This is a genomic window from uncultured Marinobacter sp., from assembly GCF_963974375.1.
Taxonomy (GTDB): domain Bacteria; phylum Pseudomonadota; class Gammaproteobacteria; order Pseudomonadales; family Oleiphilaceae; genus Marinobacter.
In genome coordinates, this window is record NZ_CAXBDN010000020.1 from 1 (window position 1) to 20227 (window position 20227).

A 20227-nucleotide genomic window follows, 5' to 3' on the forward strand; every position below is an offset into this window, starting at 1 on the left:
CTCGCGGAACAGCGGGGCATCAAGCCGGAAGTGCTGTTCGACGAACTGGTACGAACCGTTCCGCCGGGTTCCATGGGGCTGATGCTGCAGCCCTACTGGTCACCCGGTGTGCGGCAACCGGGACCGGAAGCCAAGGGCGCCATGATCGGCTTCGGAGATGTGCACACCCGGGCCCATATCTACCGGGCGATACTTGAGGGCCTCGCCTATGCCCTGAGAGAAGGCAAGGAACGCATTGAAAGACGCAGCGGTGTGCCCATTCGCACACTTCGGGTGGCTGGCGGTGGCTCCCGCAGTGACGTTGCCATGCAGCTGACGGCGGATATCTTCGGGCTGCCTGCGGAACGGCCTGCCTGTGGCGAAACGTCCGCCCTTGGCGCGGCCATAGATGCGGCGGTTGGCCTGGGCCTGCATCCGGACTTCAGGACCGCCGTCGCAGCCATGACCCGGGTCGGCGATGTGTTCGAGCCGGATCCGGAGGCCAGCCGGCTGTATGATCAGCTCTACCGCGAGGTGTACCTGACCATGTACCGGCAACTGGCCCCCATGTACCGGAGCATCCGCCGGATCACCGGCTACCCGGCCTGACGGTTGCTGCTTACGCCTGCAGCTTCGCCAGCGACGCCATGGCCACCCCGGACAGCAACCGGATACCAATGGGCAGTACCCGGTCGTTGAAATCGAACCTGGGGTTATGCAGGCCCCAGCAGTGCTCTTCGTCCCCTGCTCCCACATGCACGTAGGCGCCCGGGCGTTCCGCCAGCATGAAGGCGAAGTCCTCACTGGCCATACTGGCCTGGTAGCCCGGCGCCAAGGCCGTCTCGCCAAACAGCTCGGTGATGACGTTTCTGGCGGTTTCAGTGGCTTGTGGATCGTTCACCGTGGCCAGGAACTTGTTGTCGATAGCCAGCTCGATTTCAATATCGTAGTAATGGGCCAGGCTCTCGCAGGCCTTGCGCAGGGAACCCCGCACCTTGTCGGCAATCTCCGGCTCGATGGCGCGAATGGTGCCGCTCATGCGGGCCTCGTCCGGAATCACGTTGAAGCCGTCAAGCTGTCCCGCCTCGATAGCGCAGATACTCAGCACCGCCGGGCACATGGGATCGATTTCACGACCAACAATGGTATGGGCTTTCTGGATCAGCTCTGCGGCAATGCGGATCGGATCGATGCAGCCGTGCGGATTCAGGCCACCGTGGCCACCCTTGCCATGGATCACGATATCAATCTTGTCACCGCTGGCCATGATAGGGCCGGGAATCAGTCCGAACTGGCCTACCGGTAACGCGGGCCAGTTGTGCAGGCCGTAGACCTCGCTCATGGGGAAGCGGTCAAACAGGCCGTCATCCATCATGGCTTTGGCGCCACCGACGCCCTCCTCTGCCGGCTGGAAAATGCAGTACACGGTTCCGGCGTAATCATTGTTCACCAGCAGATGTTCGATGGTTCCCAACAAAATGCTGGTATGGCCGTCATGGCCGCAGGCATGCATGCAGCCCTGTTTCTTAGAGGAATGCTCAACGCCGGACTGTTCATTCAGCGGCAGGGCATCCATGTCGGCTCGCAGACCTACGGCGGTCTGCTCACCACCGGTGCGGGTCCCCCTCAGGGTTGCCACAATACCGGTGCCGCCGAGCCCGGAGACATACTCCACCCCCAGCTGATCCAGCTGTTCACAGACTTTGCGGGCAGTGTCATGTTCCTGGAATCCCAGCTCGGGCCACTGGTGCAGTTCATGGCGAAATCGGGTGAGCTTGTCAAAATCTACAGCGGGAGCAGTCATCATCAACTCCTTCGAAGTTGTGTGGTGGCGTCACCGGAATCAGCCGCTCCGGGTCCGGCCAGGATTTTTTCAGGCGTTCAGCGCGGCTTCGATACAGGCCCGGGTAACCGGGCTTCGCGGATCCGAAAACTCCGCGACAATGGAAAAATGGTTGTGCCCCGGCAAAACCTCAAAACGCACACCCGCCACCTTGTCCTTGACGAAGGCATGGTAATCCTCCGACTGGCGGATCCAGGATCTGGTTTCATCGCCGCCCACCAGAATATCCAGTTCCAGGCCCGGATAAGGCCTATGGCGCATGGGGCTGAGTTGTTCGATCAATGCTGGTGTCAGCTGGATCTCATTATTGACACTGATCCGGGCCACCGGGTCCAGTTCAAACAGACCACTGATCAGAACCGCCCGTTGCAATACATCCGGGGCTACCGGCTGCTCAAAACCTGGACTCAGGGCCATCGCCAGCAGGTGGGCACCGGCGGAGTGGCCGGATGCCGAGATTCGGCTGGTATCGCCGCCCCACTGCTGGCCATTGGCTTTGACCCAGTCAAGACAACTGGCGGTCTGCCGGACGAGGGTTGTCAGATCAACGTCGGGGCACAGGTCGTAATTGGGGATAATCAGCGTAATACCTGCCTCGAGAAACGCAGGAACCATAAAGCTGTAATCGGATTTGTCCCGGCTTTTCCAGTAACCACCGTGGATGTAGACATGGACAGGGGCATCGGGTCCGGCGGGAAAGATATCGCAGGTCATCAGGTTTTGCGGGCCGTAGCGCACATCGTAATGGCCGTTCAGCGCAGGGCGTATCCGCTCGCTTTCGAGGGCAGCCTGCTCAAGATAGTGCTCAACGTCCGGTGTCGAAATTCTCGGGTTGTACTCGTACTCCAGATCTTGCTCGGTCATGGGCATTGTCCGGTATCGTCTTCCACTCCGGGAGTTGACCGGCTGCCATTGGCGACTGCCGGCAAACTCAAGCCACGGCCAGGGGCGAAAGCCCCGGCCGTGATTTAGTCCAGAACATCACAGCGGGTGTATTACCCGCCGAATGCCTTAGACCTTGCCAGTGATGCGCATGAATTCGTGCAGCAGCGGACCAATCTTTCCGGAGTATTCCGGATCGCGCTTGGACAGCTCATCAACGACTTCCAGAGACTTGAGACGCATCTGCTGGATGACTTCCTCGTCCATCTGCACAATTTCACCACCGAAGTCATTGACGAAGTCCTGCATCCGCAGGAAGTCGTGATGACGGAAGATGGCGCTGGAATCAATGCTGGCGGCGATGGTAGCGTCGTTAACGATGCGCTTGTGGTCAGATCCCAGGGCATCCCAGGCTTTCTGGTTCACAAACACTTCGCCGTTCATGTGGCCCAGCAGGTCTGGCTGCATGATGTACTTGTTCACTTCCTGCAGGTTCATACCCCAGCCTGCGGACACACTGCCCCAGTGGGCACCGTCTGCAATGCCGGTCTGCAGTGCCTGATAAAGCTCACCACCAGAGATGGACACGGGCGCGGCACCCATTTTCTGGAAGACCTGTGCAGCGTTGCCGTTGGAGCGGATCTGGAAGCCGCTGAAATCAGCAACCTTCTCGATGCGCTTGTTGCCATAGATAGCGGTACCGGCGTAGGACACAGGTCCGATCTGGTACACGCCACGTTGGGCGTAGGCATCACGGATGATATCCAGGGCGCCCATCTCGTACAGGAAGAAATGCATTTCCTCGTGGGATTCCCAGGTGGCCAGGTTACCGTTCAGGTGGCCGGCCGCAGGAATGTCACCTACCCAGTAAGCCGGATAAAGGAACGCGCTTTCCAGGGTACCCCTGCGCACGCCGCGCAGTACGTCACCGGTGGACACAATGGAATTGGGCTGATGGGTCTCGATGATCAGTTCGCCGTTGGTGGCTTCCTTGATGCGGTCAGCGTAGCGCTGAAAGACCGGCTCATAGTACCAGCTGCCTGCCGGCCAGTGGGTCTGCATCCGCCAGGTCACGGATTTGGTCGGGTTGGCAATAACTGCCGGTGCACCCATGATGGTAGCCGCGCCAGCGGCTGCGGCGGCACCGGTGGTAAGAAACTTGCGACGATTCACTTTTTTGTCGTTGTTCTGCATGAGAGGTCTCCTCGTTTTATCGTTTGTGGACACGGCCCGGATGTAGCGACTGTGTCCCACTTCATGTCCTTCGTACCGATCGGTTCCCTGTCAGTATTGCATTTGCCGGCCGCGAGGTGTTGACGACACCTGCGGCCCGTTTGTTATCTAGTTACCCATCAGGGCGTTCATGCTGCCGGTAAGAATTCCCGGGAAAGCCATGAACAGAATGCCGCAGGAAATCATCAGAATCACATAAGGCATGACCGCCTTGTAGAGTTCCATGATAGGTGTTTCCGGACTCAGGCTCTTCAGGTAGAAAATGTTGTAGCCAAACGGCGGTGTGATGTAACCGATACACAGGTTCAGCTGGAAGATAATGGCAAACCAGAAAGGATCAAAACCTAGCTGGACCACGACCGGGAAGAAGATCGGCATCACCAGCAGAATGATTCCGATGGGATCCAGGAACATCCCCAGAACCAGAGCCACCAGCTGCATGACGATGATCAGGGTCCACGGATTCACTTCAAGTCCCAGGAGTAACCCCTGCATGAAAGAGATACCACCTGCGGCCGAGTACACCGAGACAAACGCGCTGGCACCAAACACAATCCAGATCACCATGCCGGTCATCGACGCGGTGGAGTAGCTCACCTCCCTGATAAACCTGAGGTTGAGTTCACCGCGGAAGGCCACCGCAACCAGCACCGCAACGGCGCCTACCCCGGCCGCTTCCGTCGGTGTGGCCAGCCCCATGAAGATGGACAGCAGCACGATGGTCACGATCAACAACGGCGCAATCACCGACCGGAGTGAGGCAATCTTTTCCTTCATCGGAACGCTTTGGTCCGTGGAAGGCGCAGACGCCGGATTCAGCCAGGCCCGCACACCAACATAAATCAGCAGCACAGCCAGTACCCCGACACCGGCCACCAGGCCTCCCATAAACAGCTTGCCCACAGAGAGGCCGGTGGTCATGCCAATGACGATCAGCGTAATGGAGGGCGGAATCAGAATGCCGAGGGTCCCGGCAGCACCAATTGTGCCAAGCACGAACTTTCGATCATAACCATGACGTTCCATGGACGGCATGCCGACCATACCCGTGGTCAGCGTAGACGCCGCACAACTGCCGGTCATGGCAGACAGCACCGCTGCGAAACCGGTGGTGCCCATGAGCAGGCCACCATTTACCCGGCCCGACCATAAATAGAAGGCGTTATACAGATCCGAAGAGATCTTTGATCGTCCCAGGGCGACGCCCATAAAGACAAACAGCGGAATGGCAGCCAGCAGAACTGACCACATACTGCCAAAGGTGGCTGATATAACCGGGAAAAGACCGTTGGTACCGTGAAGAATCAGACTGAAAATAACCGCAACGCCACCGAGCGCGAAGGACAGGGAAACCCCCATCATGATCATCAGAAGAAGCACGCCGAACATGCCGATGGTCAGTATTTCCGGGCTCATGAAGCGCCTCCCAGCTTGATGGTGACAGGTTTGATATGGGCGTCGGGGAACACCAGGAGTACCAGCGAGCGGAGAATTCCAACCATACCCTGAACGGCAATGCAGGCGACCCCCACAAGCAAGGCCAGATTGACGGGCCACATGGGGTGACGCAGCGCGCTGTCATCCACCTCGTTGAATTCCCAGGCATCGATGAACAGGTACCAAGCTTCATAGGTCATGGCCCCGGTCCAGAGCACCAGAATACTGAAGTTCATCAGATCGGCCAGCGCGTTCCAGCGGGGAAAGCGGGTATTCAGCAGCAGATCCACACGAACGTGGCCGCCCTGAATAAGCGTAATGGCGCCGATGAGAATGAAGTATGCGGCGAACGTCCGTTGGGTATAACCCGGCGCCCACACGGAAGGAGAGTTGAAAACGTAGCGTCCGATAACCTCGACGACGATGATCGCCATACCGATCCATACGAGGTAGCTGACGAACTTGCCAATCAAGATATTGGCATGGTCCACCCACTCGAGAACCTTCATGTCCACTCCTGTTTGTCCCCGTTCAGCCTGCAAGACTTACGGGAGTTTTTGTTTTGTATGCGTTAATTCCGCTCCTCCTGAGCAAGACCTCCTGATTCCGGTTTCTGTAAGAGACACAAAAATAGAGCGAGCGTTCGAAATATGCAAGGGTTAAATGAATGATTAAATTGAAATAGTAGTTGGGTAGCGAGCGATGAGCCACCTAATTCATGAAGAATTACCGGCAAAACCCACCTTTCCTGAACATGGATAGCGGCGACACCGACCCTCGCCAAAACTCATATACGTCGCAGTAGTGGTCACTACCGTAATTCCAGATGCCGAACTAAATTAATTGTAGCAATCCGGATGATTGAAGCGTGCTACTGTGAACTTTGCTAATTATTCTATAAGGCAAGGAATGCTCAATGCCTGTCATACCTGATCCATCACAAAATCATATTCTTGCTGCACTTTCTGAAACCGTCAGGAAACGAATTTTTCCACGCCTGCGACTGGAGGAAGTCCGTCTTGGCGATGTGATCTACGAATCCGGCGAAGTGATCGATTTCATCTATTTTCCGACCGACTGCATCATTTCACTTTTATACGTCACCCTGAACGGTTCATCCGCCGAATTATCTGTCGTTGGCAAGGACGGCATGGCCGGGGTCGCTGTGTTCATGGGTAGCGAGAGCACGCCAAACCGTGCCGTGGTGCAAAGTCACGGATTTGCCTACCGGATGCCGGCCCATGAACTCAAGGAGGAATTCGATAACGACGCCGGGGTGCGTGTACTCACCTTGCGCTACATTCAGGCCCTGATTACCCAGATGTCCCAGACCGCTGTCTGTAACCGCCATCATTCCATTGATCAGCAACTGTGCCGCTGGCTGCTGCTGTCGCTGGACCGTTTAGGTGGCAATGAACTCACCATGACTCAAGAGCTGATCGCAGGCATGCTGGGGGTGCGTCGCGAAGGCGTTACAGAAGCCGCCGGCAAGTTGCAGAAGCTGGGGGTGATCCGTTATCACCGGGGCCATATCTCGGTTATCGACCGGCCCCAGCTGGAAGCGCTGTGCTGTGAGTGTTATGAAGTGGTCAAGCGCGAGACCTACCGGCTGGAATCGGTCCGAAAGGCCGGCTGAGGGCCTCAGTGAGGCCGCAGCGCGGGCTGCTGGGCCCGGGCCCTGGCATGCCGGTTCGAGATCTTTACCCGGTACATTTCGGCATCTGCCTTGCGCATCAGGGCGTCCACATTGCCACCATGGTCAGGGTAGACGCTTACGCCAATACTGAGCTCCAGTGAAATCCCCCGTTCATTGATCATCAGCGGCACTGTGACCGCCCGCTGAATTTTTTCCGCTACCGCGTAGGCGTGCTCCTGCTTTGTGATTTCACTCAGCAGCACCACAAACTCATCGCCGCCATAGCGACAGACGCTGTCCGTTGACCTTACGCAACCTACCAGCCGGCTTGCCAGCGCCTTCAGCACCTCATCCCCTTCGTCATGACCCAGCTCGTCGTTGATCACTTTGAAATTGTCGAGATCAATAAACAGCAGGCCCATTTTGGTTTGATGCCTTCTGGCTAGTGCCAGGGACTGTTCAAAACGATCGGTGAAAGCGGTTCGGTTGGGCAGTCCTGTCAAGGCATCGTGCTGGGCGAGATAGGCCATTCTGGCCGCATTTTCCCGGGAAAACTTGACATCGTGAAACACAATAACCGCTCCGGTAACGGCGCCGAAGCGGTCATGGATGGGCGCCGCCGAATCCTCAATGGCCAACTCCAGCCCATCCTTGGCCACCAGCAAGGCGTTAGCCTCAAGGGCCACAATACTGTCAGACTCGATAGCCCGGCGGGCCGGATCCACCACCGACTTGTGAGTGGTGGCATCCACCACACAGAAGATCTCATCCAGCGGCCGTCCGATGGCCTAGTCACGGGTGTAGCCGGTGAGGCTTTCCGCGACAATATTCATGTACGAAACCCGGCCTTCCAGGTCTGTGGTAAGGACTGCATCACCGATGGAATCAAGGGTGACCTGAGCCCGTTCCTTGGCGTCAAAAAGCTCTTCCTCTGCCTTTCGCCGCGCCAGTTCGTGGACCTTGTAAATGCTGATATCTTCGACGGTATGAATGTAGCCCTGATCCGGAAGGGCATCATTCAGTATCGCAGCGTTCCTCCGGGTCCATACGACCTCACCATTGGAGCGCATCAGACGAGCTTCGCACAGGAGAGATCCTCCCTCCTGTGCGGCTTTTTCCCAATGTTCCAGTGTGGTATCACGATCTTCGGGCGCAAGGTTATCTGCCCAGTGGGTGCCCATCAGTTCGTCACCGGTCCGACCGCACAGCTCCTGATAGGCTTTGTTACTATACTGGCATTTGCCTTCGCGGTCGGTTACCAGCATGCCCAATGGACAAACATCACTCAGTGGCAAACTAACGCCATGTCCTGCCTTGTCGGTTTTGATTGTTGTCTCCGCAATATAACGCAGGTAATTCCGCATGCTTATTGACCATTCTGGATGATAACTTCCACACGTCGGTTCTGTTGACGTCCTGTGGCCGAATCGTTACTGGCAACCGGGCGCTCAAACCCATACCCGGTAACGGATAACCGGCGGCCGTCCACACCTCGGCTTTCAAGATAACGGCGAACCGATTCTGCCCGTTGCCGGGAAAGGTTCCGGTTGAGTTCTGCGCTGCCAACGTTATCGGTATGGCCTTCAATCAGCACCTGACGCTCAGGGTACTGGTTGAGAAAATTCACCAGTTTTTCCAGGTTCTGGTTTGACCCACCCTGAATGCTGGCACTGCCGGTAGCGAACAGAACATCCCCCAGGGTCAGCACCAGACCTCGATCAGTAGCCTCTGCCTCAAGCTCGTCGATCTGCCGCTGCAGTTCTCTGGCCTCACTGGCTGACATTTCCGCTCTGGAAGCCGCTGATCTTTCCTCGTCACGGGCCTGCTCTGCTTCCCGGGTACGCGCGGCCAATCTTGCTGCATCCCGCTCTTCACTCAGGCGCTCGCGATCTGATTCAGCCAGCCTGGTCTCGGCTTTGGCTCGCGCGATTTCCACCATGCGGTCGGCCATATAAACCCGGTGTTCTGCCAGTGCGGCCTCACTTTCACCCAGCGGACGTTCGGCCAGCTGTACCGCCTGTTCGGCCTCTCTGAGCTCTACCCGGGCGTGATCTGCCATTTTCGGATCGCTCTGCAAAGCCGTCAGTTTTGAGCGCACATCGATGGATCCCGGAGGACTGACCGGCGCCATCGCACAAGCCGTTAACAGCGTGGCCGACAGCAAGATGACCGGAAGTCGTTTTCCGCTGACGGACCGGTTCAGAATGGATCGTTTCTGTGAACGTAATGTTTTCATTGCCGATCTCCCTGACGCCGCAGTTCTTCGTCGAGCGCTTCAGCGCCACGACCCAATTCGCGATTGATCTCAGCAGCCTTGGCGGCTTCTGTTCTCGCCACCGCAAGCTCAGCTGCCACCCGGGCCTGATCGGCCAGACGCTCGGCTTCTGTCATTTTGCGTTGGGCAACGGCTTTCTCGGCTTCGGCCAGCTTCTGCTTGGCCTCCTCCAGTTCAGCGCCCGCGTGTTGCCTTGCATCAGCCTGTTCCGCCGTGGCAATGGCTTCGCTGGCCAAGTTCAGCGAGCTGGTGGGTGGCACCGGGTCAGACGCACAGGCCACCAGGAACAGCAGCGCAGCGAAACCACCGGTGACCAGTCCAAGACGTGGCAAAAACGCTCTCTTTTCAGGTGAGCTCATAGCTTTGCTCCTTGTGAACGGAGCTACCCGTAACCCACTTTTGGGTCGGGCACTGGCATGCCTTCAGGCACGACGACTCTCCTGTTTCCATGACAGTACGGCGATACACTCTGAACGTCCGTGCGGTAACGTACACAACCTTTTAATGTGGTTACTATTCAGCAATCCGGCTATCTCGCGCAGGCTGGCTGGAGTACTATCAAGCAGTTAATCTGAATTCCCAGTTCCGGGAGGAACCATGGCTATTACTGACTCTCAGTCAAAACCAGAAGGCCATGACCGGCTTCGCCAGAATGCTGAAGCCAAAATCCGGACCGGTACGGCTCCGCGTACCGGTAGCGGTAATCTTGATATCAAAACACTCGAACTGCTTTATCAGGGGGCTCTCAACCCGGAAACAGCGGCTGATGCCCTGAAATTTCTTCATGAGCTGCAGACTCACCAGGTTGAGCTTGACCTTCTCTTTGAACAGCTGAAAGCCAATGAACAGGAGCAGGCCGAGGAACTCGACCATTACCGCACGCTGTTCGAGCATGCGCCGATTGCCTATCTCATTGTGGATATGGAATGGGAGGTGGTGGAAGCCAACGAAGCCGCAGGCGAGTTACTGAAAACGGCACCCGGGACACTGGATGGCGAGCAGTTTATCAACCTGTTCGGAGCCAATAATGTACCGGCTCTTGCGAAAGCCATGGCCAGTTTCAAGCGGCAACTGGCCGACAACGCTACACCGGCAGAACTCCGTCTTGACCTGGACCGCCCCGACCCGGTCACCATCAAGGCGGCCTACTCACCTTCCCGAAACTGCATCTTCCTGCTGTTAGGCAGTTTTCCGGCCACGACGCCGCCCTGATATATATTGTTGCTATTGGTGCCTCTGCCGGTGGTCTGGCCGCCCTTGAGGATTTTTTCCGGAATATGCCGACCGATACCGGCATGGCCTTTGTGGTGGTTCAGCATCTGGACCCTACACGAAAGGCCCTGCTGGCAGAGCTTCTGCAACGTTTTACCGCGATGCCTGTCAACGAAGCCCGCAACGATATGCCGGTAAAACCGGACTGCGTCTATGTGATTCCGCCCAACAGTGAACTCCGGGTAGAAGGTAACATTCTCAAAGTGGAAGAACCCGGCGAACCCAGGGGCCAGCGATTGCCGGTCAATGTATTATTTTCTTCACTGGCCAGTGCCCACAACGAGCAGGCCATAGCGGTTGTCCTGTCAGGCATGGGCTCCGATGGAACCCTTGGCTTGCAGGCTATCAAGGCGACAGGAGGGCTGGCTGTAGCTCAGGAACCCGGCAATGCCCAGTTCGATGCCATGCCGAAAAGCGCAGTAGCGTCAGGGTGCGTCGATATTCTGGCGCCCGCAGAAGAACTTCCCGGCCGCATTCTCGCCTATGTTTCGCAGGTGCCTCAGGCGGGTGCGGTGCCGGAAGCCGTCAGCCAGCAACCCTTTCTTGAGCCGATTGTCCGGTTATTACAACACCACACCCGCCATGACTTTTCACTGTACAAGCCCAGCACGCTGCAGCGCCGGATCGAACGTCGGATGGCCGTTCACGGCTTAACCGAACTGTCGGCCTACACAGAATACCTCAAGGCCAACAAGCAGGAAGTGTTGCTGCTGTTCAGAGAGTTACTGATCGGCGTTACGGAGTTTTTCCGCGATTCAGAGGTCTGGGACTTTTTGGCTGAAAGCGCCCTGCCCCGATTAATGTCCGAGCGTCAGTCAGGTGAGAAGCTGCGGGCGTGGGTGGCTGGCTGCTCCACGGGTGAAGAGGCTTATACGCTTGCCATGGTCTTTCTGGAGGCCCGGGATCAGGCTCCGGAAAGCCAGCAGCTATCGTTACAGATCTTTGCCTCTGATCTGAGCCCGGAAGCCATTGCGACCGCAAGACGGGGGCGTTACCCCCGGACCATCGAGAAATCCATTTCCAGTGAGCGACTGGTTCGCTTCTTTACCCGGCACGACGACCACTATCGGGTTCATCCGTCGATTCGCGATATGGTTCTGTTCGCCCAGCACGATGTCATTCTTGATCCGCCCTTCACCAGAATGGATCTGGTGACCTGCCGCAACCTGCTGATCTATTTTGGCCCGATGCTTCAGCGAAGGTTGTTGCCCCTGTTCCACTACAGTCTGCGCCCTGATGGCCTGCTGCTGCTCGGAAAGTCGGAGACCATTGGTAAGCTCACCAACCTGTTCCAGCCTATCAAGCCCAAACTCAGGATTTATCGGCGAAAGGAACACAAAACCGTTGGTGGTACTGACTTCCTGTTAAAATCGTTTCCGCCACTGTCGACATTCCCTCAGGAGCGCACCTTGAAGGCCCCAGACCCGTCATCCCAGATACCCGACAACCTGCAGGCTGAAGCCGACCGAGTACTGCTGCAGAATTATTCGCCGGCCGCCGTTGTGCTTAACAACAACGCCGATATTGTCTACATCAGCGGGCGTACCGGAAAGTATCTGGAGCCTGCCGCCGGCAAGGCGAACTGGAATATCCACGCCATGGCCCGGCAAGGGTTGCGGGGCACGCTCTATACCGCACTGCAACAAGCCGAAACCTTGCGGGAGCCGCTGGAAATCAAGGATGTTCAGGTACAGACCGGCAATGGCATTCAGAACATCAGTCTGAGCATTCAGACCTTCCACGAGCCGGCGCCGCTGAAAGACATGACCATGGTGGTGTTTCGTGACACGCCTGCAAGCACGCCGGGCAATAGCAGCAAACAACGGCCTTCCACACCCTCCAGCAGAGACCACGAACAGCAGATCGAGCAATATCAGCAGGAAATCCGTCGCCTTCAGGAAGAAGGCCGATTAACCCGGGAAGAGCTTCAGGCCACCAATGAGGAGCTGCAATCTGCCAACGAGGAGTTGCAGTCTGCCAACGAGGAACTGACCACCTCCAAGGAAGAAATGCAGTCCATGAACGAAGAACTGCAGACCATAAACGCAGAACTGCAAACCAAGCTGGATGACCTGGCACTGGCCCAGAGTGACATGCAGAACGTGCTGAACAGCATCGAGATTGCGATCCTGTTCCTGGATCAGGACCTCAATGTACGCCGCTACACGTCCCAGGCTACGGCAATCTTCAGCCTGCGGGAGAGTGACCTGGGCCGCCCCCTCACAGACCTGTCGACGACCCTGGACTACCCGGAACTCCAGAATGATGCCAAAAAGGTACTGAGCACCCTGGACGAGTCCGAAAAGCAGATCATCACAACCGACAAACGCTGGTTCTCCGTGCGCATCATGGCCTATCGCAGACTGGATGATGTCATTGACGGCGTGGTGATCACCCTGGTGGATATCACTGAAACCAAGGGTCTGGAATCACACCTTCGCCAACAGTCTGAAAGCTGAGCGCACGGAAATCTAATAACGGGTTTTGATCGTAGTGTCAGCAAGGGAGAGTCAGCGGTAGGAAGCCTCGAAACGTACCTGTATACTTTTTACTCAACTCAGGAGTATGGCTTTTTCGGACACTGAAAAGGTATTTGGAGGTACAGAAAATGCCGGATAAACAGAATCCCATCACGCCGCCTTACTCCGCAATAGCTAATGGTCAACCATTGCCTGCTGTTAAAAATAGCGAACAAAAGTTCTATGAGTTGATCGAAAGCCTCCCCATGGTTGCCGTGCAAGGGTACAACAAAAAACGTCAGGTTATCTATTGGAACGAAGCGAGCAGGCGCCTTTATGGTTACACTCGTGAAGAAGCACAGGGACAGTTACTGGAAGATCTGATTATCCCGGAACATATGCGGGTGGGTGTAATTACGGCCCATCAGAACTGGTTAGATAATAACATTAACATTCCATCTGAAGAAATTGAGCTGAAACACAAAGATGGTCACCTTGTACCTGTTTATTCCAGTCATGTAATGATCAAGCAAGATACTGGCGACTGCGAAATGTTCTGTATTGATATCAGCCTGCAGGAGCAAAAAAGGGCCCGGGAAGAGCTGTATATAATGGCAAGTTTTGATGACTTGACTCAGCTGCCTAACAGAAGGCTGATGGAGCTTGAATTGTCAGCGCGTCTTGCTGAAGCAGATCGAATGAACCGGGTAATCGCCGTCGTATTTATTGATCTGGATAATTTTAAACTGATTAACGACACCCTGGGTCACGATTATGGTGACAGATTGCTGGCGGCAGTTGCCGACGCAATGAAAACAGAAATTCGCAGTTATGACATGCTTTGCCGGTTTGGCGGCGATGAATTCGTGTTGCTATTGTTTGATGTCGATGGCATCGAACGTATTCACGAACTCCTTCAGCGCCTGATCAGCAAGCTTGATTTTGGCTTTGTGCTGGACGGAGACCAGTATCAGGTGACAGCGAGTTTTGGTATCAGCCTGTTTCCGGAGGACGGCACGACGGTGGCGGAACTGATGGGAAACGCTGATGCTGCCATGTATCAGGCCAAGGAAAGAGGTAAAAACGGAATCTGTTTTTACACCTCAGACATCAATGATCGGCTGGTTCACTATCAAGACGTCACCACACTCCTGAGACGTGCCATTGCCGCCGACAGTCTGCAGTTGTATTTTCAGCCGCAAATAGATTTGAAGCATGGAGGTGTCCGCTCCTGTGAGGCGCTTCTGCGATGCTTCGATGAAGATTTACAGCCAGTGTCTCCTGCTATCTTTATTCCGATAGCGGAAAAGTCGGGACTGATCAATCGAATAGGCGAATGGGTCATCGAAGCTGCCTGCAAGCAGCTCAAAGCCTGGCAAGGTACGGTACTTGAGAAAACGCGTGTAGACATTAATTTGTCTGGCCGACAACTGAACAACCAGTATCTCGCGGATAATATCCTGCAGACTCTCGAGAATTATGGCCTGAGACCGGAACAACTGGGCCTGGAGCTAACAGAAAATGAAGTGTTTGATCGCGATAAAGATCAGATAGGGCAACTGGAGCGCCTGAAACGGGCCGGCGTGCATATTTCCGTCGACGATTTCGGTACGGGATATTCTTCGTTGGTTTATTTGCGAAAATTACCCGTTTGCAGCATCAAGATAGATCGAAGTTTCCTTCATCACGCGATGGAGAATGACAGCGACATGGCGATTATGGAGGCCATGGTAAATGTTGGTCACCGTCTCGGGTTGAGCGTCGTCGTGGAGGGCGTGGAGACTGCTGAACAGGATATTCTGGTCAGACAACTGGGTTGTGACCTGGCGCAGGGCTTCCTGTACGCTCGACCGATGCCGGCAGATCAGATGCTGGACGGTCTGACGGGTAACAGAACCGATTGATGATTGCCACGAGCAGACCCTGTCTGCAAATCGCCCGGACGCTATACAGGCCTCTGAGCCCTCCCTGCCCCGAATGACTCTGTGGGCTAACGTACAGATAAACTGCTGCATATCTGATCATCTTGATAGGTGTTTCCGATCAGGAGGCCGCCACTTAAGGCGTTTACTTGTTTTACGCCAACGGGCCGGAAAATGATGTTGCCAGGACAGGTCGGGTCCGTCTAACGGCCTCACGACCGACTGGAATTGCCATCATGAAAGAACGCCACATACGAAAACTGAGTAAACCCATTGAAAACGCCTATTCCGAGATGTTCTCCGGACGAGTGTACCGGGTTGGCAAGGGCGCAGTATCCGTTCGCAACCACAGCGCCAGGGCAACTCATACGGTTATCGGCGTGCACGGTTTTCTGGCCAATCACTGTTATTTCACCGGCACCTACGAAGCTCCCACCACCGAACTGATCCTGGTTACCTGCAGCAATTATCATATTCCGGCTAATGGAGTGACACCGGAAGAGGCTCCCTGGGATACTCATATCGAAGCGCTGGAAGGCACGGTGGAGTACGATGCCAGCATTCTCAATCAGGCCCTGGAACATCTTCCCAGCGCCAGTGACGTCCGTGTTCATGGCCACTCCCGCGGCGCTGCGGTCATCCTGGAAGCTATCATCCAGAGGCCGGATCTGTATCGCGATGTGGAAGTGGTGCTGGAAGCGCCGGCCCTGCCCCAGGGTCGACTCCACCCACTGGTAACAGCCATTCTGAGGCCGATCGGCCACGGCATGTGGCCCTGGGCCATCCGGCTGATCAACAATGCACCGTCATCCGTTTACGGTCAGACCTTTTTCGGCAGGATGAATCCCCGCAAGAAAAAATTGCTGCACAAGGTATTCTCCGCCACCAGAGACCCACTCACTATCGTTCGCAACATCGAAAATATCATCGAATGGATGGATCATCGGGATACCGGTGTCTATCAGCACATCAGCAAGGGCTACATCCTGCTTCCTGGCACCGACCACATCCTCGACCCAATTGCAGCGAAAGCCAGTGTCAGCCAGTGCCCGGCGTGGATCAATGTGGTGCAGACGGGATCTCCGAGCCACTTCATAGCCCTTGATGACCGCAGTCTGATTCCCGAACTGGAGCACCTGGCCGGAGTTGCCTCAATGTAACGGCAACCCGCTTTACCAAGATGCCATGCGCACCCGACGGATTAATTTTCACCATCGACTGAAGCGGAAAATATTCCGGATTTGATTCGGGTATTATCGGGTACGAAAAACAACGAACACTGAATAGTTCAGGTTATTGATTTTCTGGGAAAAAATGGAGGCGCGGGTCGGAATCGAACCGGCGTACACGGAGTTGCAGTCCGCTGCATGACCACTCTGCCACCGCGCCGGGGAAAAGTCCGAAGGCATTTACAGGACTTTCATGCTCTCAGGTGGACTGTGAGAGACTTGTACTACGCTGACCTCCTGTTCCCTGCTGCGCCACTATCTGACTGATACAGGCTGAGAAACTGGAGCGGGAAACGAGATTCGAACTCGCGACCCCAACCTTGGCAAGGTTGTGCTCTACCAACTGAGCTATTCCCGCTTGGTCAACGAGGGCGTATTCTACGGATTCGGCTGTTTGCGTCAACCACTTTTTTCAACATTCTGTTTTGACTGGGTTTCTGGTTAATTTTCATTCATTGGTTCCGCCCCGACTTTACCCTATGAGCTATCCTCCTGTTACCGTAAACTGCTTATTCATTAACAAGCTAACCTCGTGCCCGGGATAACCTGCTCATGACCAGCGCTGGCCAGATCGAGAAACAGGCGGACGCGTACTCCCTCACCGGGGACTGGACGCTGGCCTACTATGGTTCGTTACGGGCCCAGGTATCCGCCATCCTGAGCACCCATGGCCGCGACATCATTCCCGATGTGGATTTGTCCGGTATAGGGCTGATAGATACTGCCGGCGCGGCGCTGCTCGCTGAATTGCTGGGCACTGAGCGGTTATCCCGGCTGGCCTCGGACAGCGACGGCCTGTCTGCCGAGCGGCAGGCGTTGCTGCAGGTGGTTGCCGGTGCCATGTCCCGGTCTGGTGAAGTCCCGGTAGACAGCTACCCTCCGCTGATTCGCCCTTTTGGTCTGATAGGCCAGCAGGTGGAGAGCTTTCTGAAGAATGCCCGTCTGCTGCTGGGATTTATTGGTCAGACCTTACTGATCTTTCTGTCCTCCATGGTTCGCCCCAAACGCTGGCGGATCACGCCGCTGGTGGCTCACACCCATCAGGTGGGCCTGAATGCCCTGCCCATTGTCGCGCTGCTGACCTTCCTGGTAGGCGCGGTCGTGGCCTTCCTGGGTGCCACCGTGCTGAAAGATTTCGGTGCCACCATTTACACGGTGAACCTGGTCGCCTTCTCTTTCCTGCGGGAATTTGGCGTACTCCTGGCCGCGATACTGCTGGCCGGTCGAACCGCCAGTGCCTTCACCGCTCAGCTCGGGTCCATGAAGGCCAATGAGGAAATCGATGCAATCCGTGCCCAGGGCCTGGATCCTATCGAGTTGCTGGTGGTGCCACGAATGCTGGCCATGATGATTTCCCTGCCTATCCTTACCTTTGTCGGTATGATCAGCGGAATTCTCGGCGGTGCTCTGGTGTGTGTGGTGTCCCTGGATATCTCTGTACCCCAGATTCTGATCATTCTGGAACGGGATGTTGCCATCAATCATTTCCTGGTGGGCCTTGGCAAGGCTCCGGTGTTCGCGTTTGCCATTGCGGTGATTGGCTGCCTGGAGGGCTTCAAGGTCAGTGGCAGCGCCCAGTCTGTGGGCGAACACACCACCTCCAGCGTGGTGCAGTCGATTTTTCTGGTGATACTGCTGGACGCCATCGCGGCGCTGTTTTTCATGGAGATGGGATGGTAACTACAGCACAGGGTACGGGCGCCGCTTCGCCCTTGATCCGGGTGCGGGGTCTGGTGAATCGCTTTGACGGTATCAGCGTGCACGAAGGCCTGGATCTGGATCTCTACCCACGGGAAATTCTCGGCATTGTGGGCGGCTCCGGCACCGGAAAATCGGTGCTTCTGCGCAGTATCGTGGGCCTGCGGAAACCTGACGACGGCCATATCGAGGTGTTCGGACAAGACCTGCACGACCTGTCACCGCGGCAACGTTCGGTCACCGAGCGCCGGTTTGGCGTGCTGTTCCAGCGCGGTGCGTTGTTTACCTCACTCACCCTGCAGGAAAACGTCGCGCTGCCGCTGATCGAACATGCGAAACTGTCGCGGGCCGAAGCCGAACACCTGGCGCGGGTAAAGCTGGCGCTGGCGGGGTTACCGGCGGATGCGGCCAGCAAATACCCGGTGGAGCTGTCCGGCGGCATGGTCAAGCGCGTGGCCCTGGCCCGGGCCCTGGCCCTTGATCCGGAGGTACTGTTCCTGGATGAGCCAACGGCAGGACTGGACCCGATCGGCGCAGCGGCATTCGATCAGCTGATCCTGACCCTGAGAGATGCTCTCGGATTTGCGGTGTTTCTGGTCACCCACGATCTCGATACCCTGTACAGTACCTGCGACCGGGTGGCGGTGCTTTCACAGAAGCGGGTGCTGGTGGCGGACAGTCTCGATGTTGTCGAGAATACCGACGATGACTGGATTCAGAACTATTTTCACGGCCCTCGCGGGCGCGCCGCAGCACATTCAGCATCTGCAGCGAACCGGATCAAGGAGCAGTAGTCATGGAGCCGAAAGCACATCACGTGATTATCGGTCTGTTTGTCGTCACGGCCCTGGGCTGCGCACTTGTTTTCGCGCTGTGGCTGGCGAAATCCAGTACTGACCGGGACTACAGCTGGTATGAAGTGGGCTTCGAGCGGGCCGTCAGCGGCCTGTCAGAGGGCAATACGGTGCAGTACAGCGGAATCGCGGTGGGTGACGTGGTCAACCTGCGCCTGGACCCGGCGGATCCGCGTCGTGTCCGCGCCCTGATCAGAGTGTATGCAGACGTACCGATCAAGAAAGACACCCGGGCTGGTCTGGTGCTGGCCAACATCACCGGCAGCATGAGCATCCAGTTGCGGGGCGGCTCTCCGGACTCTGAATTGCTGGTTGGCAGTCGCAGTAATCCACCGCTTATCCCTGCGGACCCCTCCCCGTTCAGTATGCTGCTTGAGAGCGGTGAGGAACTGGTAATAAAGTTTGATCAATTGCTGACCAATGCCAATGCCCTGTTTTCGGACGATACCATTGCCGTCCTGAAGAGCACGGCGGTGAATCTGGAGAGCATCACGGAGAATCTGCCCGAGCAACAGAACGAATTCAGCGAGCTGATGGCAAGATTTGATGAAACCAGCCTGCGGGTCATCGAAACCATGGATACCTGGAACGCACTCGGGCTGGAACTGGATGACACCCTGCAAACCCGGGCACCGGCCCTGCTCGACAGCAGCGAGAGCATGCTGATGGCCCTCGAAGCCACCGCCACGCGAATCGACCGGATTACCGAAGCAAACGATGCGTCAATTGACCAGGGCCTGCAGGGTCTGGGAGAACTGGCGCCGGCCATGCGCGAGTTGCGGGCGACCTTGCGTCAGCTCAGCCGGGTGGCGCGAAGACTTGAGGACAATCCAGCCGATGCCTTGCTCGGCCGGGAACCCATTCAGGAGTTCAATCCGTGACCAACGTCTGTTCCCGCGCCCTGCTCGCGACTGTACTGACCACCACACTTGCCGGTTGCACGGTATTCCCCGCGCGGGAAGTACCCCGCCAGTTTGCACTGGCAGAGCCTGAAGTTACGGCGAAAGAGCGTATCGCCAGATCCGTGATCCTGCGGGTGGACACGCCCGTGGCCGCCTCTCCCCTTGATACATCGCGAATCGTGGTACGTCAGGACTCCGGCGAACTTGCGATCTATGGCGGTAGCCGCTGGCGCCAGCCGGCCACGGACCTGGTCAGAGATCAGCTCATTGAAGCCCTGCGACAAAGCCAGGGCTTTACCGGCGTGGTGAATGAGATCAGCCGCTCCCGCAGTGACTGGAGCCTGCTGACTGACCTTGGCCAGTTTCAGGTTGTGTACGAGAACGGCAGTCCGGTGGCCACCGTGCGCCTTGATGCCCAGTTGATGGACGAAAGAAGTCGGTCGTTGCTATCGACCCGGCGCTTTGAAGCAAGGCAGGCCAGTACGGATGAGTCTCTGGAGGCGGTGGTGGCCGCCTTCAGCAGGGCGACCAACCAGATGGCAAAGGACGTTGTTGCGTGGATTCTGGAGCAGCCTGCGCCCTGACAGGGCTACCCGCTGTGACCCG

The 20227-nt window shown here is 56.5% G+C and carries 19 protein-coding genes and 2 tRNA genes; 10 read left to right on the forward strand and 11 right to left on the reverse strand.

From position 1 onward, the window contains the following. On the forward strand, positions 1-588 hold a 588-nt coding region (locus tag AAC035_RS03050; protein WP_339799831.1), incomplete at its 5' end, for an FGGY-family carbohydrate kinase. Between the two features lie 10 nt (positions 589-598). Here AAC035_RS03050 and AAC035_RS03055 read toward each other — a convergent pair. The 5 genes from AAC035_RS03055 to AAC035_RS03075 form a co-directional block, all read right to left on the reverse strand. Beyond that, a complete protein-coding gene (locus tag AAC035_RS03055) occupies positions 599-1786 on the reverse strand; it encodes an amidohydrolase (protein WP_339799833.1) in 1188 nt (395 codons plus the stop codon). A gap of 66 nt (positions 1787-1852) precedes the next feature. Beyond that, on the reverse strand, positions 1853-2686 hold the full coding sequence (locus AAC035_RS03060) for an alpha/beta hydrolase (protein ID WP_339799834.1): 834 nt from the start codon (positions 2684-2686) through the stop codon (positions 1853-1855). Between the two features lie 147 nt (positions 2687-2833). Beyond that, entirely contained in the window at positions 2834-3898 is a 1065-nt protein-coding gene (locus tag AAC035_RS03065; protein WP_339799835.1) for a TRAP transporter substrate-binding protein, read from the reverse strand. Between the two features lie 147 nt (positions 3899-4045). Then, positions 4046-5353 carry a TRAP transporter large permease subunit gene (locus AAC035_RS03070; RefSeq protein WP_339799837.1) on the reverse strand — a complete coding sequence of 436 codons (1308 nt, stop codon included), beginning with the start codon at positions 5351-5353 and terminating at the stop codon, positions 4046-4048. Further along, positions 5350-5883, reverse strand: coding sequence for a TRAP transporter small permease subunit (locus AAC035_RS03075; RefSeq protein WP_339799839.1), 534 nt, complete (start codon positions 5881-5883; stop codon positions 5350-5352). The genes AAC035_RS03070 and AAC035_RS03075 overlap by 4 nt, the downstream gene beginning before the upstream one ends. Before the next feature lie 407 nt (positions 5884-6290). Between AAC035_RS03075 and AAC035_RS03080 the strand changes: the two genes are divergently transcribed. Continuing rightward, positions 6291-7010, forward strand: coding sequence for a Crp/Fnr family transcriptional regulator (locus tag AAC035_RS03080; protein ID WP_339799840.1), 720 nt, complete (start codon positions 6291-6293; stop codon positions 7008-7010). A 5-nt stretch (positions 7011-7015) separates the two neighbouring features. Here the strand turns inward: AAC035_RS03080 and AAC035_RS03085 are convergent, their stop codons facing one another. The 4 genes from AAC035_RS03085 to AAC035_RS03100 form a co-directional block, all read right to left on the reverse strand. Then, on the reverse strand, positions 7016-7765 hold the full coding sequence (locus AAC035_RS03085) for a GGDEF domain-containing protein (protein WP_339799842.1): 750 nt from the start codon (positions 7763-7765) through the stop codon (positions 7016-7018). Between the two features lie 33 nt (positions 7766-7798). Further along, positions 7799-8305 (reverse strand): PAS domain S-box protein, encoded by a 507-nt coding sequence (locus tag AAC035_RS03090; protein WP_339799844.1) that lies wholly within the window; start codon positions 8303-8305, stop codon positions 7799-7801. Positions 8306-8376: 71 nt separating this feature from the next. Next, the gene (locus tag AAC035_RS03095) at positions 8377-9246 is read right to left on the reverse strand and encodes an OmpA family protein (RefSeq protein ID WP_339799846.1); all 870 of its coding nucleotides are present in this window, start codon (positions 9244-9246) and stop codon (positions 8377-8379) included. Next, a complete protein-coding gene (locus AAC035_RS03100; RefSeq protein WP_339799848.1) occupies positions 9243-9644 on the reverse strand; it encodes a DUF4398 domain-containing protein in 402 nt (133 codons plus the stop codon). The genes AAC035_RS03095 and AAC035_RS03100 overlap by 4 nt, the downstream gene beginning before the upstream one ends. A gap of 238 nt (positions 9645-9882) precedes the next feature. On the opposite strand from AAC035_RS03100, the gene AAC035_RS03105 reads away from it, so the two are divergent. The 4 genes from AAC035_RS03105 to AAC035_RS03120 all read left to right on the forward strand — a co-directional run bounded on the left by AAC035_RS03105 (position 9883) and on the right by AAC035_RS03120 (position 16098). After that, positions 9883-10497: a PAS domain-containing protein gene (locus tag AAC035_RS03105; RefSeq protein WP_339799850.1), complete on the forward strand. Its 615-nt coding sequence runs from the start codon at positions 9883-9885 to the stop codon at positions 10495-10497. A gap of 14 nt (positions 10498-10511) precedes the next feature. After that, positions 10512-13016, forward strand: coding sequence for a chemotaxis protein CheB (locus AAC035_RS03110; protein WP_339799873.1), 2505 nt, complete (start codon positions 10512-10514; stop codon positions 13014-13016). A gap of 149 nt (positions 13017-13165) precedes the next feature. Next, positions 13166-14920 carry an EAL domain-containing protein gene (locus AAC035_RS03115; protein ID WP_339799852.1) on the forward strand — a complete coding sequence of 585 codons (1755 nt, stop codon included), beginning with the start codon at positions 13166-13168 and terminating at the stop codon, positions 14918-14920. Between the two features lie 254 nt (positions 14921-15174). Further along, entirely contained in the window at positions 15175-16098 is a 924-nt protein-coding gene (locus tag AAC035_RS03120) for an alpha/beta hydrolase (RefSeq protein WP_339799853.1), read from the forward strand. Positions 16099-16253: 155 nt separating this feature from the next. Here the strand turns inward: AAC035_RS03120 and AAC035_RS03125 are convergent. Together AAC035_RS03125 and AAC035_RS03130 are read right to left on the reverse strand one after the other, a co-directional pair. Further along, a tRNA-Cys gene (locus AAC035_RS03125) sits at positions 16254-16327 on the reverse strand. A gap of 122 nt (positions 16328-16449) precedes the next feature. Further along, positions 16450-16525: transfer RNA gene (locus AAC035_RS03130), tRNA-Gly, on the reverse strand. Positions 16526-16719: 194 nt separating this feature from the next. On the opposite strand from AAC035_RS03130, the gene AAC035_RS03135 reads away from it, so the two are divergent. From AAC035_RS03135 to AAC035_RS03150, 4 genes are read left to right on the forward strand one after another with little or no spacing between them, the layout of a single operon-like run. Then, positions 16720-17847 (forward strand): ABC transporter permease, encoded by a 1128-nt coding sequence (locus AAC035_RS03135; protein ID WP_339799855.1) that lies wholly within the window; start codon positions 16720-16722, stop codon positions 17845-17847. Further along, positions 17841-18659 (forward strand): ABC transporter ATP-binding protein, encoded by an 819-nt coding sequence (locus tag AAC035_RS03140; RefSeq protein ID WP_339799857.1) that lies wholly within the window; start codon positions 17841-17843, stop codon positions 18657-18659. The genes AAC035_RS03135 and AAC035_RS03140 overlap by 7 nt, the downstream gene beginning before the upstream one ends. Positions 18660-18661: 2 nt before the next feature. Next, positions 18662-19600: an MlaD family protein gene (locus AAC035_RS03145; RefSeq protein WP_339799859.1), complete on the forward strand. Its 939-nt coding sequence runs from the start codon at positions 18662-18664 to the stop codon at positions 19598-19600. After that, positions 19597-20205: an ABC-type transport auxiliary lipoprotein family protein gene (locus AAC035_RS03150; RefSeq protein ID WP_339799861.1), complete on the forward strand. Its 609-nt coding sequence runs from the start codon at positions 19597-19599 to the stop codon at positions 20203-20205. Before AAC035_RS03145 ends, AAC035_RS03150 begins: the two co-directional genes overlap by 4 nt. Positions 20206-20227 lie beyond the last annotated feature (22 nt).